The sequence below is a fragment of the Stenotrophomonas sp. 89682_Sma genome, from assembly GCF_056481405.1.
Map to the genome: position 1 here is coordinate 142,298 of NZ_CM151147.1, position 15,180 is coordinate 157,477.

Consider the following 15,180-nt stretch of genomic DNA (forward strand, 5'->3'; position numbering starts at 1 on the left):
TGCTGGTTCAAGTGCGTTTCGAGGTGTTCACATGTTGAAGAACGTGTATCTATCCATATGGTCGATATGCTTGATCGCATGGGCGCTTGTACTTCTGAATTTCACATTCAGCATCACCTTCACCGGCTGCGGCCAGATGCAGGGGGTGGCGCTCTATGCATGTGATCTGCTGCAGAACTCGATTCGCTACATCCTCATGTTTGGACTGGCTAGCCTGCCGGTCCTCACTCTCGCGGCGATTCTGCGTTTCATGCTGTACCGCGTTTGCGGGCGCCTTGAACTTTGTCTGATGGTTTCTTCATTGATTCTTTTTGGGCTTTCGGCGAGGCACTTCACTTCCTACTGAGCGTACGTCTTCCAGGAAGTGGTCACCCTCGGCGGCCGCAGGGGCCATTTGCACCCGTCATTGATTGGACCAGGTTCAATCAGTTCGGTAGGTAATGAACATGAGCGGCGCAATCAAGGTAACGAAGTGGTGGGTCAAGCTTCTGTCGAGCGTCAGTGCATTGACCTGGCTTTTCCTGCTCGTCCTTTGGGGAGCGGTCACCTTCAATCGGAACACTGACAATTCCCTCGGAATCTACGAGCTATCCGCTTTGCCGGGCGTAGAAGTGCTCTTCTGGGTCTGCTTCTTCGGGCAGCCCCTGTTGACCGTGGTGATGTTCATCCGGATGGCGTTGCGGCACCGTTTCGCGCTTTTCGAGCTCCCACTCGCGATCGTGGTCTGGGGCCTGTTCCTGTACAACCTGTCGTTCTTCCGAGGTTGAGCGGCACGCCGGCTGGCCGGGCGCTGGCCTGATCCGTCCCCGCTGTTCCCATGCGGACAGCGGGGCCATCGGTGGTGTCGTTCGGCGCGTGGGGTCGAACGACGGCCGCAGTCCATGGTTACAATCCGTCCATGATCAGCCCCCGCCTTCTGGTTTCCGCACTGCTGGCGCTGGCCTTGACGGCCTGCACCACCACCGCGCCCGTGCAGCACAACCCGCTCGCCACCTGGGTGCCGTCACCCAACCAGAACGCGCGCACGCCGGTCATCATCGTCATCCACCACACCGAGCAGAAGTCGGTGCAGCAGAGCCTGCATACGTTGCGCACGGCCAATAGCGGTGGGCCGGTCAGTGCGCACTATCTGGTCGGCGCTGATGGCCATCGTTACCAGCTGGTCGCCGATGAGCGCCGTGCCTGGCACGCCGGCGCCGGGCGCTGGGGCACCATCACCGATCTCAATTCGGCCTCGATCGGCATCGAGCTCGACAACGATGGCCGCAGCCCGTTCACCCCGGTGCAGATCGAGTCGCTGGTCGTGCTGCTGCGCGATCTCACCACCCGCCTGAACATCCCGCCGCGCCAGGTCATCGCCCACGCCGACCTGGCGCCGACGCGCAAGCAGGATCCGAGCCGCTTCTTCCCTTGGCAGCAGCTGGCCGAGGCCGGCTTCGGGGTGTGGCCGCGCGCCGCCGACGGCGCGGCACCGGAAGGCTTCGACGCGTGGAATGCGCTGGCCCGCTTCGGCTATCCACTGGACAACCGCGAAGCCACCGTCGCCGCCTTCCACCGCCGTTTCCGTGGCCGCGACGACCTGCCGAAGACGCTGGATGCCGAGGACGCCCGCATCCTGCATTCGCTGCTGCTGCAGACGCCGTGATCCGCCGCATGAACGCTTGACCCCGCGCTGGGTTGCCGCCCAGCGGCTGGCCCGCCACCATGACGGCATGATCGATTCCGCCACCTTCTTCAAGCGCAAGCACTGGACTCTGTTGGCAGCGGCCGTGCTCGCCGGCTGCTCCACCACCGCCCCCCGCACCGGATCCGAAGGGTCGACGGCCGTCACACCGCCTGCGGCCACCTACGCCAAGGCCACATGGAGCGCATTGCCCCCGGTCTCCGATACCGATCTGCAGGCCGGTTTCGTTGCCTGGCGCAGCAGCTGCACCCGCCTGAAGAACGATGCCGTCTGGGCCAAACCCTGCGCCACGGCCGCTGCAGTTTCAGACAAGGATCCGGCCGCGATCCGCCAGTTCCTGCAGCGCGACCTCGATGCCTACGCGCTGCGTGCCGGTGGCCATCAGGCCGACGGATTGATCACCGGCTACTACGAGCCGATCTACCCCGGCAGCCTCACCCGCACCGACAAGGCGACGGTGCCGGTCTACGGCACGCCCGATGATCTGGTGGTGGTGCAGCTGGACAGCCTCTACCCGGAACTGAAGGGCAAGCGCCTGCGTGGTCGTGTTGAGGGCAAGGTGCTCAAGCCCTACGACGATGCCGGCACCATCGCGGCCAGGGGCGCCAAAGCGCCGGTGCTGGCCTGGTTGACCGATCCGATGGACCTGCAGCTGCTGCAGATCCAGGGCTCCGGCCGCGTGCGCCTGGCCGATGGCAAGCAGGTGCGGCTGGCCTACGCCGAGCAGAACGGCCACCCCTATCGCGCCATCGGCCGTTGGCTGGTGGACCAGGGCCAGCTGAAGAAGGAAGACGTCACCATGGACGCGATCCGCGCCTGGGCCCGGGCCAATCCCGCGCGCGTGCCTGAACTGCTGCGCAGCAACCCCAGTTACGTGTTCTTCGTTCGCAATCCGGACAGCCCGGAAGGCCCGCGTGGTTCGCTGAATGTGCCGCTCACCGCCGGTTACAGCGTGGCAGTGGACCGCACCGTGGTGCCGCTGGGCAGCCTGCTGTGGCTGTCCACCACGCGCCCGGACGGCAGCCCGGTGGTGCGCCCGGTGGCCGCGCAGGACACCGGCGGCGCCATCGCCGGTGAAGTGCGCGCCGACCTGTACTGGGGCAGCGGCGATGCCGCCGGCAAGCTGGCTGGCGACATGAAGCAGAAGGGCAACATCTGGATGCTGTGGCCGAAGGGCGTGCCTCTGCCGAACTGATCCAGCAGGGGGCGGATCCCTTTCCAAAGGAAAGGGCTCTGACCCCCGGATGCCTGATAATGGCGCCATTCCGAACTTTCCGGCCGCGCCTGCGGCCAGGACCCCTGCAATGACCTACGCAAAGCACAACGCAAGATCCGGCGCGAAATCGGCCGCAAAGAAGTACTACAAGCACTGGGCCGAATCGGGCCTGGGCAAGGGCAACGTGCTGATGGAAGCCCGCGGCGAGAAGATCGTGCGGCAGGTGGAAATCTACGGTGCCAAGATGGTCTGGGCCGACGAGCATGCCCACAGCGACGACCGCTTCCTGCTGGCCGATCAGCCAGTGTCGTTCCTGGATTTCGACGAGGACGACGAAATCTCCGCGCGTGAATTCGAAGCCGCCTGGAAGAAGGCACGGGAAGCCACCGGTTACCCGGTGTAATCCCAGCCCCCGGCACCCGCCCTTGTAGCGCCGAGCCTTGCTCGACGCTACAAAAGCGGACATGTGAAATGTTATATGATTACATTTCGCCGTAGCCGCCCCTTCCCATGAAGACTCCCACCCTTGTGGCCGCCCTCGCGGTCGCACCGTTTGCCCCTGAAGCCTTCGCGCAGTCGGCCGACGCCGCGCTCACCCTCGGCAAGGTGCAGGTACACCAGCACGGCGAAGGCCAGCTCAGTGCGCACCAGGTGCTGACCTCGGTGGACGTCCTGGGTGCAGACCAGATCGAAAACCGCAACGTCTCGCACAGCTGGGAACTGCTCGGGCAGATGCCCGGCATCCAGCTCACCGAAACCCGGCAGGGCGCCGAATCGGGCAAGGTCAGCTTCCGCGCCTTCAACGGCGAGGGTTATCTCAATGCCATCAAGACGCTGATCGATGGCATCCCCAGCAACGTCAACAGCGGCAACCAGCGCTTCATCGACATGCTGTTCCCGCTGGACATCAGCTACATCGAAGTGGTGCGCGGTACCAACGATCCGCGCTATGGCCTGCACAGCATCGGCGGCAACGTGAACTTCGGCACGCGCCAGGGTGGCAGCTACACCGATGCGCGCCTGGCCTACGGCAGCTACAACACCCGTGATGCGCAGCTGGCGGTTGGCCGCGAAGCCAATGGCTTCGCGCAGAACTATTTTGTCGGCACCCAGGCCAGCGATGGCTATCGCGACCACGACACCTCGAAGAAGTACTCGCTGGGCGGCAAGTGGTTCTTCGGCACGCTGGACGAAGGGCTGCGCGTGGGCCTGACCGCGCGCGCCTACCACCATGAGGCCGACGAACCGGGCTTCATGACCGCCGAGGAACTGCGCACGCACCGCCGTGGCAGCGAGCTGCGCAACGGCAACGACGGTGATGACCGCGACATGCGCCAGCTTGCCGCGCACCTGGACATGAAGCTGTCCGACGCACTCACCTTCGGCACGCGGCTGTACTACAACCGCTACGAAGACGACCGCCGCGTGACCTTCAGCAACCTGCCCACCGGCAACCTGCCGCGCCAGCGCCGCGTGTGGGACGAGCGGCAGCATGGCCTGCTCAGCACGCTGACCTGGCAGGCAAGCCCCGCGCTTACTGTCGAGGGCGGCCTGAACTACGAGCAGCAGGACAACGGCTACCTCCGCGAGCGCTACGCCTACGCCGAACCCACCGATTTCAGCCAGCCGCCGGCGCGGGTGCAGAACAACGATCGGCACAGCTTCGACAACTGGGGTGCCTACGTGCAGGCCGTCTACCAGCCGGTCGAGGCCTGGAAGATCGTGCCGGCCTACCGCGTCGACCGTTTCAGTGGCCGCACGCACCTGATGAACGGCATCACCGCTCGGCTCCAGGACTACGGCAGCATCGGTCAGCCCAAGCTGAGCATCATCCACAGCCTGGGCCAGACCACCCACGTCTACGCGAACTGGGGCCGCACCTTCCAGGTACTGACCGGGTCCACCGCGCCGGCCTACCTCACCCCGGGGCAGGCACCGATGCAGCCGTCCACCAACACCGGCATGGAGCTGGGCCTGAAATTCCAGCCGTTTGCCGGCAGCCAGGCACGCCTGGCGGTGTGGCAGCAGGACGCGGAAAACGAGGTATCCAACATGCCGGCCACCGGCACCACGGTCACCCTGGGCAAGACCCGCCGGCGCGGCGTGGATGCGCAGCTGAGCCTGCAGCTGGGCGACGACTGGACGGTATGGGCGTCGCACGCCTACCAGGAAGCGAAGATCACCCGCGACGACCGCGATGCCAGCATTTCCCTGCAGGGCCGGGAAGTGGCCGCCACCCCGCGCCACATCAGCAATCTGGGCGTGGACTACCGTGCCACTGATGCGCTGCGGCTGGGGCTGCAGGCGCGTGCACAGGGCGATTACTACCTGGAAGAGCGCAACGTGGCCGGCAAGTTCGGAGGCTTCGCCGTGCTCGACCTCAGCGCGGCCTACCAGCTCACCCCGCGTTTCAGCGTGGACCTGCAGCTGAAGAACGTTACCGGCCGCGGGTACGCCTACGCCTGGTACGACAGCTTCTTCTGGGACAGCGCCCGCCCCATGTTCTCGCCGGCGCCGGGCCGCAGTGTATTCGTCGGCCTCAACATGAAGCTGTAACCGGCCACGCATCTGGTAGTGGTCGAGCTTGCTCGACCTGCGGCAGGGGTCAGAGCCCTTTCCTGACGGAAAGGGATCCGGCCCCGAACCCCGCGTTTTGCACTACATTGGTGCAATGTCCGACCCCGCACCCCCGCCGTCCCTCGATGCCCTCGGCACGCCGCTGGCCTGGGCCGGGGCCGACGGCCGCATCATCGGCTGCAACCCGGCCTTCGGCCGCTGGCTGGGCGTCAGTGGCCGCCGCCTGCTGGGCCAGCCATTGGCCGCGCTGGAGGTGCAGGGCGAGGCCCTGGCCCATTTCCTGGCCCGCGACGAGCGCGACAGCCTGCGCCTGAACCGGCTGGCGCTGGCGGTGCCCGGCGAGGCGCCGCGCTTCGCCGAGGGCTGGATGAGCCGCCGCGACGACGGAGGCTGGCTGCTGGAGGCACACCCGGTCGATGAATTCCCCGGGCTCGACCCGACCCAGGCCCTGCCCAGCGCGCTCAGCGCGGCACTGAAGGGCCTGGCCCACGAGCTGCGCAATCCGCTGGCCGGGCTGAAGGGCGCAGCCCAGCTGCTCGCCCGGCGTGCTGCCCAGCGCGATGCCAGCGAACGCGAGCTGATCGAGCTCATCGGCTCGGAAATCGAACGCCTCAACGGCCTGCTCGACCAGCTGTTGTCGCCGGCCCCGGCGGCCCCGCACGCTGAACTGAACATCCATGCCGCGCTGGAACGCGTGCTGCGCCTGGCCGAGAGCGAAGCCGGCTGGGCGGTACGCCTGCAGCGCGACTACGACCCCAGCATTCCCGAATTCTACGGCGACGCCGACCGCCTCACCCAGGCGGTGTGGAATCTGGTGCGTAATGCGATCCAGGCCGGTGCGGGCAACATCACCCTGCGCACCCGCGTGGAGCATGGCGTGCGCATCGCCGAACAGCTGCATACGCTGGCGCTGCGCCTGGAGATCGCTGACGATGGCCGCGGCGTGCCGGAGGAACTGGCCGAACACCTTTTCCTGCCGCTGGTCAGTGGCCGCGCCGAAGGCACCGGTCTGGGACTGGCGCTGGCCCAGCAGGTGGCGCGCGAGCACCGCGGCACGCTCACCTACCGCTCGCGCCCGGGCCATACCGTGTTCACCCTGCTGCTGCCGATCGCCAACGGCACCGCCCCTGCCGAAGAGGCCCCGCGCGATGCCTGATGCTTCCACCCCCGTACAGCGTATCTGGGTGGTCGACGACGACCGCGCTGTTCGCTTCGTGCTGTGTACCGCGCTGCGTGAGGCGGGTTACCAGGTCGTCGATTTTGATAGCGCCGCGCCCGCGTTGAAGGCGTTGAACGACGGCCCGCCGCCGGCGTTGCTGTTCACCGACGTGCGCATGCCCGGCGACGACGGCCTGGTGCTGCTGGACAAGCTCAAGGCCGCATTGCCGCAGCTGCCGGTGGTGGTGATGTCGGCCTATACCGATGTGGCCAGCACCGCCGGTGCGTTCCGTGGCGGCGCGCATGAGTTCCTGTCCAAGCCATTCGATCTGGACGATGCGGTGGCGCTGGCTCAGCGCGTGCTGCCGGCAGTGGCACCGGCGCTGGCCGCGCCCACGCCTGCGGCGGAAACGCACAGCGACCAGCCGCCGCAGCTGGTCGGCGATACGCCGCCGATGCGCGCGCTGTTCCGCGCCATCGGTCGCCTCGCACAGGCGCCGCTGGCGGTGCTGATCACCGGCGAGACCGGCACCGGCAAGGAGCTGGTGGCCAATGCGCTGCATCGCGAATCGCCGCGCGCGCACGGTCCGTTCGTTGCACTCAACACTGCCGCGATCCCGTCCGAGTTGCTGGAAAGCGAGCTGTTCGGCCACGAGGCCGGTGCGTTCACCGGGGCGCAGCGTCGTCATATCGGCCGTTTCGAGCAGGCCGACGGCGGCACGCTGTTCCTCGACGAGATCGGAGACATGCCGCTGCCGCTGCAGACCCGCCTGTTGCGCGTGCTGGCGCAGGGCGAGTTCTTCCGCGTCGGTGGCCGCGAGCTGATCCGCGTCGACGTGCGCGTGGTGGCCGCCACCCACCAGGATCTGGAGGGACTGGTCGCGCAGGGGAAGTTCCGCGCCGATCTGCTGCACCGCCTGGACGTGGTGCGCCTGCAGCTGCCGCCGCTGCGCGAGCGCCGCGAGGATATCGCGCAACTGGCCAGCACCTTCCTGGCCGCGGCCGCACGCAAGCTGGACACGCCACCGAAGCGCTTGACCGCCGCCGCCCTGCAGGCGCTGCGCGAACACGACTGGCCGGGTAATGTGCGCGAACTGGAGAATGTGTGCTGGCGGATGGCTGCGCTGGCCGCCGCCGACACCATCGGCGTGGCCGACGTCGATACCGCGCTCAATCGCGCGCGTGGCCGCCGCAGCCCCGCGCACGGTGCCGATCCGGGGCAGTGGGAAGCGCTGCTGGCCGAGTGGGCACGCCGGCAGCTGGCCGAAGGCGTGGAGGGCCTGCATGCGCAGGTGCGCGAGCGGGTCGACCATGCGCTGCTGGAGGCCGCGCTGCAGATCACCCATGGGCGCCGCGCAGAAGCCGCTGCCCGCCTCGGCCTTGGCCGCAATACCCTTACCCGCAAGCTGGGCGCCGGGCGCCGTCGCGGGGGCCATTGAACGGTCCCTGCACGCGATCCTCGCACCGGCTTGCCGAACCGTTGATCGTTCATGGACGATGCCGTCCGTAGTGTCACCTGCAAGGAGTCTTCGATGCGTCTGTCCTTTGCCATCCTGCCGTTGTCCGCCGCCGTGCTGCTGTCTGCCTGTGGCAGCGCACCGAAGAAGGCCGAGCCCACCCCGCCGCCGCCGACCGTGGTCAGTGCCGCCAAGCAGGCTGAGGCCAACCTGTCGCCGGCCTCGGCCAGCATTGTCAGTGGCCGCATCGCACTGATGGTGGAGCCCGGCGGTATCCACATCACCGGCCTGATCGGTGGCCTGCAGCCGCTGCAGCAGGCGGGCTTCCACATCCACGAGCGCGGCGACTGCAGTGCGGTGGATGCCAGCAGTGCCGGTAATCACTTCAACCCTGGTGGCGCTGCGCATGGCCGCGCCGGCACCGGCAAGCACCACCTGGGCGACATGGACAATCTGCGTGCCGACGCCCAGGGCCGCGCCAACGTCGATATCCACCTCAAGGGCGTTACCCTTGGCGGAGGCGCCGCCACCGATATCGCCGGACGTGCACTGGTCGTGCATGCCAACGCCGACGACTATCGCAGCCAGCCCGCCGGCAATGCCGGCGTCCGCATCGCCTGTGGCGTGATCCGGGTTGTCCGCTGATCACTGCAGGCATCATCCAGGGAGAGATTCCATGCGTCTGATCCACACTTCGCTGTTTGCCACCATTGCCACGCTGGGCCTGGCGGCCTGCGGCCAGCAGCCCGCCGCACCGCAGGCGGAAACCGCACCGGCGGCGCCGGCTGCCACCACTGAACCGGCGGCCGCACCGGCAGCGGCGGCCGCACCGGCCGTCGATGCTTCGGCCACCGCCGAGCTGGCACCGACCCAGGGCAACGAGGCCAAGGGCAGCGTCACCTTCAAGGTGGTCGACGGCAAGGTCCACGTGACCGGCCAGATCAGCGGCCTGAAGCCGGGCAGCGAGCACGGCTTCCACATCCACGAGAAGGGTGACTGCAGCGCGCCGGATGGCATGAGCGCCGGCGGCCACTTCAACCCGGGCCACCAGGATCACGGCAACGTCGCCACCGATCCGCACCACGGCGGCGACATGCCCAACATCAAGGCTGATGACAAGGGCGTGGCCACCATCGACGGCCCGGTGTCGAGCAACGTCAACATCGGCAAGGGTGATGACTTCGACATCATCGGCCGCGGCCTGATCGTCCACGCCGATGCGGATGACTACAAGACCCAGCCGACCGGCAATGCCGGCGCGCGCCTGGCGTGTGCAGTGATACAGAAGGCCCCGTAAGGCGCACGTGCCGCCTGTAGAGCCGAGCCCACGCTCGGCTGCTCTGCAGGCGGCCTGAGCCGAGCATGGGATCGGCTCTACAACAAAGCGTACAGGTAGCGCTGGGCCATGCCCGGCGGAATACGTCCGTCGATCAGCGCGCCAGCAGCTCGCGCGCGTCCTGCCCAGCCTCGCAATGCACGAACAGCACCGGCACGCCATGTGCTTCCAGCACGGCAGCCATCTGCCGCTGGCGCATCAGGAACTGCTCGTACATGCCCTTCAGGCGATCGCAGTCGTTGTTGCCGTGGTTGTAGTGCGCGCACCAGCCGGCCGGGTCGAACAGCGCCATGCGTGCCTCGCCATGGGTGTAACGCAGCAGCGGCTCGGGCGCGGCGTTGAGCCACTCGTCCTCGCCCGGCGCCATGATCGCGGTCTCGATCAGCGGCCACAGCGCGGCCAGGCCCTGGTTGTCGTACTGCATCGACATCATCGCGGCCAGGTCGTTCACGGTGAAATAGCGCGCGTGCTCGATGCGGGCACCGAAGGTGTTCTGCGCCATCAGCGCGGTATCGGCATGCGCCATGCCGTTGGCCAGCAGCGTTTCTTCCAGCGCGTTGGCCACTGCGTTGGTGGTGGCCACGTCGCTGCCGGTCAGCAGGAACGGCACCACGCGCAGGCCACCGCCCACCAGGCTGGCATCGGCCTGGAACGGCAGCGGTACGTCACCGTTGGCATCGGTACCGAACGCCAGCAGGCGCGGGCCCTGGTTGCGGCCCGGGGCACGCATCTGCAGTTCTTCCAGCCGGCGATGGATCGGCCAGCCCGGGCGCAGTACTTCGGCCGGGTCGAAATGGGCGGCGGCGAACACCAGGTCCAGCTCGGCCACCTGCGGCACCAGCTTGGAAAGGTCACGGCCGACGCGTTCGGCCAGTTCACCGGCCTGTTCGGCGCTGAGTACCGCCTGGCGGGGAATTTCGCCGCCAGCCAGTTCCAGGGCCAGCACGCCAAGGGCATTCATCGCGGGGTCGGGTTTGCTCATGGTTCCACGGTTGGCCCATCACAGGGCGGCAGCTACACTTGGCTCCATTATGCCTGCTCCGTCGTGCAGGCCATGTTGCAGACACCCTCATCCATGCCAGGTATCTCCATGCCCAACGCTCGTCCCGTCGCCATCCTCGGTGGCGTCCGCATTCCGTTCTGCCGCCAGAACACCGCGTATTCGGATGTCGGCAACCTCGGCATGTCGGTCCGTACGCTGGGCGCGCTGGTTGAACGGTTCGGCCTGCACGGCCAGCAGCTCGGTGAAGTGGCGATGGGTGCGGTGATCAAGCACTCCAGCGACTGGAACCTGGGCCGCGAAGCCACGCTGTCCTCCGGCCTGTCGCCGCTGACCCCGGGCATCACCCTGCAGCGCGCCTGCGGTACCTCGCTGGACAGCATCATCACCGTCGCCAACAAGATCGCGCTGGGCCAGATCGAATCGGGCATCGGCGGCGGTTCCGATACCACGTCCGACGTGCCGATCGTCTACGGCAAGAAGCTGCGTGCGCGCCTGCTGGCTGCCAACCGTGCCAAGAGCACCGGCGACAAGATCCGTGCGCTCACCGCCGGCTTCAAGTTCTCCGAACTGAAGCCCGAGTTCCCGGGCGTGGCCGAGCCGCGCACCGGCAAGAGCATGGGCGACCATTGCGAGGACATGGCCAAGGAATGGAACATCTCGCGCGACTCGCAGGACGAGTGGGCGGTGTCCTCGCACAAGAAGCTGGCTGCCGCTTATGAGCGCGGCTTCTTCAACGACCTGATCGCACCGTTCCGTGGCGTCGAGCGCGACAACATCCTGCGCCCGGATACCTCGCTGGAAAAGCTCGCCACGCTGAAGCCGGCCTTCGACAAGGTCTCCGGCCGTGGCACGCTCACCGCCGCCAACTCCACCCCGCTGACCGACGGCGCCGCCGCGGTGCTGCTGGCCAGTGAAGAGTGGGCGCGTGCACACGGCCATGAGCCGCAGGCCTATCTGCGCGACGCGCATGTCTCTGCGGTGGACTTCGTGCATGGCGAAGGCCTGCTGATGGCGCCGACCGTGGCCGTGCCGGAAATGCTCAAGCGCAACGGCCTGACCCTGCAGGACTTCGACATCTACGAGATCCACGAAGCCTTCGCTGCGCAGGTGCTGTGCACCCTGCGTGCGTGGGAGAGCGAGGATTACTGCCGCAACCGCCTGGGCCTGGACGCACCGTTGGGCCGCATCGACCCGGACAAGATCAACCTGCTGGGTTCGTCGCTGGCCACCGGCCACCCGTTCGCTGCCACCGGCGCCCGCGTGATCGCCACCGCGGCCAAGCAGCTGGCCGAACGCGGCGGTGGCCGCGCGCTGGTGTCGATCTGCACCGCTGGCGGCATGGGCGTGGTGGCGATCGTCGAACGCTGATCGCATCCACGCATGGCGTGGATCTACCTAAAAAAACGCCGCCCGATGGGCGGCGTTTTCGTTGTTGCTCGGATTGTTGCTCTGGTGGGTGCCAAGCTTGCTTGGCACGGTGCCAAGTTCACCGGTGGAAGCCGGCCAGCGGCCGGCACTACCAATCACGGCAACCGCGGATTACCGAATTCGTCGCGCTCTTCGTTGGCGTCATACACCGGCGGCTGCACCGCGATCGGCTGCTCTTCCACCGTGGCCCGCGACGGCACTTCAATGCCACGCACCAGCTCCACGCTGTCCTCGCCGCGCTGCAGGCGCAGCGCATTGGCCAGGCACTGCGCGGCCAGTGCGTGCTCGCCACGCTGCGCGAACAGTTCACCCAGTGCTTCCCATGCCGGTGCACCGGCGCCCGCGGCGATGGCTTCGTGCAGGAACGCATCGGCGGCATCCCACTGCTGCTGGCCCAGTGCCACGCGGCCCTGTGCCAGGCGCAGCGCGGCCGAGCTGTCGTGCACGTTGCGCCAGCGCGCCAGGTTGGCTTGTCGCGTGGCCAGGCGCTCGGCCGGCAGGCGGCCATACAGCGCCACCAGTTCGTCGTCCCAGCGATGGTCCAGGGCCTGCTCCAGCGCCAGCAGCGCCGGCTCGTCCCAGTTCAGTGCCACCGCGCGGCTGGCATAGGCACCCACCACGTCCGGGGTGGGGCGCAGTGCCTTCGGCGTGGCTTCCCACTGCGCGGCCAGCGCATTGACGTCAACCGCTTCCAGCAGCGCCTGTGCCGCCAGGCGTGCTTCCAGTTCGCTGTTCGATTCGGCCGGCAGCACCTTGCTCTGCCGCAGCGCACCCAGCTGGCCATAGGCCTCGTGTGCGCGGCCGGCCCGCGCCAGCGCTTCCGTGCGCAGCCACAGGCCACGCGGCGGCAGCGGCTGGATCGCGGCTACGTCCAATGCGTTGATCGCATCCACCGGCAGGTCGCGCGCCAACAGCTGTTCGGCGCGCAGCAGCGCCTGCAGCGTGGCATCGCTTTCGCCCAGGCGCTGCAGCAGTGCTTCACCGGCGGGGCCGTCGGCACGCGCCTGTGCGCTGCGCACGGCATTGGCCAGCGCCACCGCGCTCACTTCCGGATCCTTGGCAGCGCCATCCAGCAGTTTTTCGGCACGCTGCCACTGGCCATGTTCGTAGGCCTGCAGGCCGTCGATCAGGCGCACCCGGCCCTGCTTGCGGCGGTAGCGGCCCCAGGCCCGGAACGGTGCGGCAATCAGGCTCCACAGCAGCCACAGCACCAGCACCGCGATCACCGTCAGCAGGGCCACCTTCGGCAGGTTGCTGTGGTAATCGTAGCCGCCGTAGCGCAGGGTCACTTCGCCGAAGCGGTTGAGGTCATCGGCGCCGAGCCATTGCGCGGCAACCACGCCGATGGCCACGGCCAGCAACAGCACGACCAGGGATTGCAGGGGTTTCATGCGGGATTACCTCCGGTCGGTCTGGGTGCGCAGTTGCTGCAGGGTGCTGCCAAGAACGGCGTTGCTGGCCTGCAGCGGAAGCTCGCGCAAGGCCTTCAGTTCAGCACGTTGCGCGCGCAGGGCCGGTGAATCCGGCCAGCGTCGCTGTGCCCAGTGCTCCACGCGTGCCAACGCGGTATCGCGGCCGGCGCGGTCGCCGCGTTCGATCGCGGCGCGCGCCAGGGTCAGTTCCAGCTGCAGTGCATCGTCGGCGTTGCGGCGTTCGGCAGCGGTCAGCGGGCCGTTCTGGCGGCTCGGTGTGATGTCCACGAACGGGGCCAGCGTCGATTGCCACCACGGTTTTGCGGTGTCGGTCGCAGCGTTGCCGGGTACCTGCGAGGGCAGCCCCTGCAGTGCCCTGGCCAAGGCATCCAGGCGCTGCAGCGACTGCACGCGCGGGCCGGCGCCCAGCGCATCGAGCGCATCGCGCTCCTGCACCAGCGCCTGGCGCAGGTTCAGGCCCTCGCTGTCGGGCAGATCGGCCAGCGCGGTGGCCGCCTGCGCGTACAGACGGCGCGCGCCGTCCACGTCGTCGGCGTAGTTGAGGCGCTGCGCGGCCTGGGTCAGCAGCAGCTCGGCCTCATCGCGCTGTACCGCCTGCCGGCCCTGGTTGGCGCTGTCGGCCAGCTTGGCCAGGTTCTCTTCCAGCAGCGCACTGCGCTGCGAGAGGCCCAGCATCTCGTCGCGCAGCACGCGGTTGGTGGCTGCCGCATCCTGCAGGCGCTGGCTGGTCGCGCGCTGGTCACGGCGCAGCGCGTCCAGCGTGGCTTCCAGGCCTTGCAGCTGCACGGCGGTGGTCTGTGCCTGCGCGTGCTGTTCTTCCTGTTGCTGCTGCCAGAAGTACCAGCCGGCATAGCCGCCCGCACCCAGCACGACCACCCCGGCCAGCGGCAGCAGCCAGCGCACGGGTCGATGGGGTGGAGCAGCGGGCGGAGTGTCGTTCATCGGGCTTCCTTGTCGGCTGTGTTGCCAGTCGGTTCCGGCAGGCCGCGTTGTGCACAGCATCACTGTTGCCGACGGCAGCGGCAAGCGTGACCCACGTCCCTGTTCAGGTCGCTGCCGGGCCGGTGAGCGTGGCGTGTGCAGCGGCGACCAATTGTTCAGTCGTCGGCCCGGCACTGCGCACGACCCGGTGCAGGCCCAGGCCGCGAGCCTGTTCACCGAGCCGGTCGCTGGCGACCACGATGCTGGCGTGTGCCCGCAGACGCTGCTGCAGGGTGGCCGGAATCTGCCGCCAGAAATGCTGGAGCGCTTCGCCACTGCTGACCGCAAGCACCCAGGGGGACGCTGAACGCGCCAGCCGGGCCAGCGCACGGGGCGGCAGGCGCAGCAGGCGACGCTGATAGACGTCGGCGCGTTCGAGGATGGCGCCCGCCGCCTGCAGCTGCGCAGCAATCAGGCCGCGTCCACCGGGGGCGGTGACCAGGCCGATGCGCAGGCCCTGCACCTGCGCCAGGACCGGCAGGGCGAGCAGGCCTTCGCTGTCCATCCGCTGCGGCGCATGCACCTGGTCAATGCCCTGTGCCCGCAACGCGCGCGCGGTGCCTTCGCCCACCGTCAGCCAGGGGCTGCGCTGCGCCTTGGCCAGCGGCAGCAGCGCGGCGGCTGCGGCCACCGCAGCCGGGCTGGTGAACACCACCCGATCGCAGTTCAGCGCGCGTTGCAGCTGGCGCACCACTGGCGTGCCCTGCAGGCGTTGCAAGCGCCAGGGCGGCAGGGCCACGACATGCCCGCCCAGCCCAGCGACGGCGCGGCGCAGCGCCGCATTCTGGCCTCGTGGGCGCAGCGAAATGAAGGTCCAGCCCACCTCGGAACCGGCAGCGCCAGTGGGTATCGTATGGTCGGCCATTGCCTGCATTATGCGGGCCCTTCGTTGTCGTGGTCGCTGCTC

The 15,180-nt window shown here is 68.0% G+C and carries 15 protein-coding genes; 11 read left to right on the forward strand and 4 right to left on the reverse strand.

Annotation, left to right across the window (positions count from 1 at the left end; genetic code table 11):
* The first annotated feature begins 31 nt into the window (after positions 1 to 31).
* From ACZK29_RS00555 to ACZK29_RS00600, 10 genes are all read left to right on the forward strand, one after another.
* The gene (locus ACZK29_RS00555) at positions 32 to 346 is read left to right on the forward strand and encodes a hypothetical protein (protein ID WP_111203117.1); all 315 of its coding nucleotides are present in this window, start codon (positions 32 to 34) and stop codon (positions 344 to 346) included.
* Positions 347 to 446: 100 nt separating this feature from the next.
* Positions 447 to 767, forward strand: coding sequence for a hypothetical protein (locus ACZK29_RS00560; RefSeq protein WP_146268003.1), 321 nt, complete (start codon positions 447 to 449; stop codon positions 765 to 767).
* A gap of 131 nt (positions 768 to 898) precedes the next feature.
* Positions 899 to 1,645, forward strand: a complete 747-nt coding sequence (locus ACZK29_RS00565; protein ID WP_478446528.1) for an N-acetylmuramoyl-L-alanine amidase — start codon at positions 899 to 901, stop codon at positions 1,643 to 1,645.
* Between the two features lie 67 nt (positions 1,646 to 1,712).
* Positions 1,713 to 2,879 (forward strand): murein transglycosylase A, encoded by a 1,167-nt coding sequence (mltA, locus tag ACZK29_RS00570; protein WP_459048267.1) that lies wholly within the window; start codon positions 1,713 to 1,715, stop codon positions 2,877 to 2,879.
* A gap of 109 nt (positions 2,880 to 2,988) precedes the next feature.
* Positions 2,989 to 3,303 carry a hypothetical protein gene (locus ACZK29_RS00575; RefSeq protein ID WP_111203109.1) on the forward strand — a complete coding sequence of 105 codons (315 nt, stop codon included), beginning with the start codon at positions 2,989 to 2,991 and terminating at the stop codon, positions 3,301 to 3,303.
* Between the two features lie 107 nt (positions 3,304 to 3,410).
* Positions 3,411 to 5,456: a TonB-dependent receptor gene (locus tag ACZK29_RS00580; protein ID WP_111203107.1), complete on the forward strand. Its 2,046-nt coding sequence runs from the start codon at positions 3,411 to 3,413 to the stop codon at positions 5,454 to 5,456.
* 115 nt (positions 5,457 to 5,571) lie between these two features.
* Positions 5,572 to 6,633, forward strand: coding sequence for a two-component system sensor histidine kinase NtrB (locus ACZK29_RS00585; protein WP_164146513.1), 1,062 nt, complete (start codon positions 5,572 to 5,574; stop codon positions 6,631 to 6,633).
* Positions 6,626 to 8,074, forward strand: coding sequence for a nitrogen regulation protein NR(I) (gene ntrC / locus ACZK29_RS00590; RefSeq protein ID WP_111203106.1), 1,449 nt, complete (start codon positions 6,626 to 6,628; stop codon positions 8,072 to 8,074). Before ACZK29_RS00585 ends, ntrC begins: the two co-directional genes overlap by 8 nt.
* Positions 8,075 to 8,167: 93 nt before the next feature.
* Positions 8,168 to 8,737, forward strand: a complete 570-nt coding sequence (locus ACZK29_RS00595) for a superoxide dismutase family protein (protein ID WP_111203104.1) — start codon at positions 8,168 to 8,170, stop codon at positions 8,735 to 8,737.
* 31 nt (positions 8,738 to 8,768) lie between these two features.
* Entirely contained in the window at positions 8,769 to 9,389 is a 621-nt protein-coding gene (locus tag ACZK29_RS00600) for a superoxide dismutase family protein (RefSeq protein ID WP_478446529.1), read from the forward strand.
* Positions 9,390 to 9,522: 133 nt separating this feature from the next.
* Here the strand turns inward: ACZK29_RS00600 and ACZK29_RS00605 are convergent, their stop codons facing one another.
* Positions 9,523 to 10,410, reverse strand: coding sequence for a hypothetical protein (locus ACZK29_RS00605; RefSeq protein ID WP_478446530.1), 888 nt, complete (start codon positions 10,408 to 10,410; stop codon positions 9,523 to 9,525).
* Between the two features lie 93 nt (positions 10,411 to 10,503).
* Here ACZK29_RS00605 and ACZK29_RS00610 point away from each other — a divergent pair, with 93 nt between their 5' ends.
* Positions 10,504 to 11,799, forward strand: a complete 1,296-nt coding sequence (locus ACZK29_RS00610; protein ID WP_099551602.1) for an acetyl-CoA C-acetyltransferase — start codon at positions 10,504 to 10,506, stop codon at positions 11,797 to 11,799.
* Positions 11,800 to 11,954: 155 nt separating this feature from the next.
* Here ACZK29_RS00610 and ACZK29_RS00615 read toward each other — a convergent pair whose 3' ends face one another.
* From ACZK29_RS00615 to ACZK29_RS00625, 3 genes are all read right to left on the reverse strand, one after another.
* Complete coding sequence (locus ACZK29_RS00615) at positions 11,955 to 13,250, reverse strand: heme biosynthesis HemY N-terminal domain-containing protein (RefSeq protein ID WP_111203098.1); 1,296 nt, start codon at positions 13,248 to 13,250, stop codon at positions 11,955 to 11,957.
* Between the two features lie 6 nt (positions 13,251 to 13,256).
* Complete coding sequence (locus tag ACZK29_RS00620) at positions 13,257 to 14,234, reverse strand: uroporphyrinogen-III C-methyltransferase (RefSeq protein ID WP_106548725.1); 978 nt, start codon at positions 14,232 to 14,234, stop codon at positions 13,257 to 13,259.
* Between the two features lie 103 nt (positions 14,235 to 14,337).
* A complete protein-coding gene (locus tag ACZK29_RS00625; protein ID WP_478446531.1) occupies positions 14,338 to 15,147 on the reverse strand; it encodes a uroporphyrinogen-III synthase in 810 nt (269 codons plus the stop codon).
* Between the last annotated feature and the right edge of the window lie 33 nt (positions 15,148 to 15,180).

Excerpts from the sequence above, each read along its gene's own strand:
- ACZK29_RS00560 (WP_146268003.1), top strand. The coding sequence starts at position 447 with ATGAGCGGCGCAATCAAGGTAACGAAGTGGTGGGTCAAGCTTCTGTCG.
- ACZK29_RS00625 (WP_478446531.1), bottom strand. The coding sequence starts at position 15,147 with ATGCAGGCAATGGCCGACCATACGATACCCACTGGCGCTGCCGGTTCC.
- mltA (WP_459048267.1), top strand. The coding sequence starts at position 1,713 with ATGATCGATTCCGCCACCTTCTTCAAGCGCAAGCACTGGACTCTGTTG.
- ACZK29_RS00615 (WP_111203098.1), bottom strand. The coding sequence starts at position 13,250 with ATGAAACCCCTGCAATCCCTGGTCGTGCTGTTGCTGGCCGTGGCCATC.
- ACZK29_RS00600 (WP_478446529.1), top strand. The coding sequence starts at position 8,769 with ATGCGTCTGATCCACACTTCGCTGTTTGCCACCATTGCCACGCTGGGC.
- ACZK29_RS00605 (WP_478446530.1), bottom strand. The coding sequence starts at position 10,410 with ATGAGCAAACCCGACCCCGCGATGAATGCCCTTGGCGTGCTGGCCCTG.
- ACZK29_RS00610 (WP_099551602.1), top strand. The coding sequence starts at position 10,504 with ATGCCAGGTATCTCCATGCCCAACGCTCGTCCCGTCGCCATCCTCGGT.
- ACZK29_RS00555 (WP_111203117.1), top strand. The coding sequence starts at position 32 with ATGTTGAAGAACGTGTATCTATCCATATGGTCGATATGCTTGATCGCA.
- ACZK29_RS00565 (WP_478446528.1), top strand. The coding sequence starts at position 899 with ATGATCAGCCCCCGCCTTCTGGTTTCCGCACTGCTGGCGCTGGCCTTG.
- ntrC (WP_111203106.1), top strand. The coding sequence starts at position 6,626 with ATGCCTGATGCTTCCACCCCCGTACAGCGTATCTGGGTGGTCGACGAC.
- ACZK29_RS00620 (WP_106548725.1), bottom strand. The coding sequence starts at position 14,234 with ATGAACGACACTCCGCCCGCTGCTCCACCCCATCGACCCGTGCGCTGG.
- ACZK29_RS00580 (WP_111203107.1), top strand. The coding sequence starts at position 3,411 with ATGAAGACTCCCACCCTTGTGGCCGCCCTCGCGGTCGCACCGTTTGCC.
- ACZK29_RS00575 (WP_111203109.1), top strand. The coding sequence starts at position 2,989 with ATGACCTACGCAAAGCACAACGCAAGATCCGGCGCGAAATCGGCCGCA.
- ACZK29_RS00585 (WP_164146513.1), top strand. The coding sequence starts at position 5,572 with ATGTCCGACCCCGCACCCCCGCCGTCCCTCGATGCCCTCGGCACGCCG.
- ACZK29_RS00595 (WP_111203104.1), top strand. The coding sequence starts at position 8,168 with ATGCGTCTGTCCTTTGCCATCCTGCCGTTGTCCGCCGCCGTGCTGCTG.